At 66.7% G+C, this 604-nt stretch carries 1 protein-coding gene; it reads left to right on the forward strand.

What is annotated here, in order from left to right; all coding sequences use genetic code 11:
- Positions 1 to 2 precede the first annotated feature (2 nt).
- Positions 3 to 604 (forward strand): VWA domain-containing protein (locus EOA22_RS36475; protein ID WP_245478809.1); only part of this gene is annotated, 602 nt, incomplete at its 3' end.

The raw sequence follows: 604 nt of genomic DNA on the forward strand, positions 1-604 counted from the left end.
CGGTGACGTTGCTCGGTCCACGCTCGATGGCCGACATCCGCGAGGCGGCCCTCGCCACCCTGGCGCCGCCGCCCGACCGCCGCGACGAATTCGAAGCGCATTTCCAGAGCCATTTCTATGGCAACAGGTCCGCCGTGGTCGAAGGCGACGCCGACGAGGAAACCCGCATCAAGGATGATGGCGGTGCGAGCCAGGAAGAGATCGAGGTCATCAGCCATCAGGAAGGTGGCGAACTCTCTTCCGGCGCCGAACAACTGAGTACCCGCGATTTCAAGCGCGACGACGACAACCTTGCCGCTTTCCGCCGCAGGCTCGCTTCAGCCTTGCCCGCCCGCCGCTCGTTCCGCACCGTGCGCACGCATTCGCGCGGCAAGCTCGATCTGCGCCGGTCGCTGCGGGAAATCGTCAGCGCCGATGGCGACGTGCCCTCGCCGCTGCTGCGCCGCCGCCAGACCGTGCCGCGCAAGCTGCTGCTGCTGATCGACGTTTCCGGCTCGATGAAGCTGCACACCGCAGACTATCTCAAGCTGGCGCATGCCGCCGTGCAAGGCGCGGACCGTGCCGAGATTTTCACCTTCGGCACGCGGCTGACCCGCATCACCAC

The organism is Mesorhizobium sp. M7A.F.Ca.US.014.04.1.1 (genome assembly GCF_003998745.1).
Lineage (GTDB): Bacteria > Pseudomonadota > Alphaproteobacteria > Rhizobiales > Rhizobiaceae > Mesorhizobium > Mesorhizobium ciceri.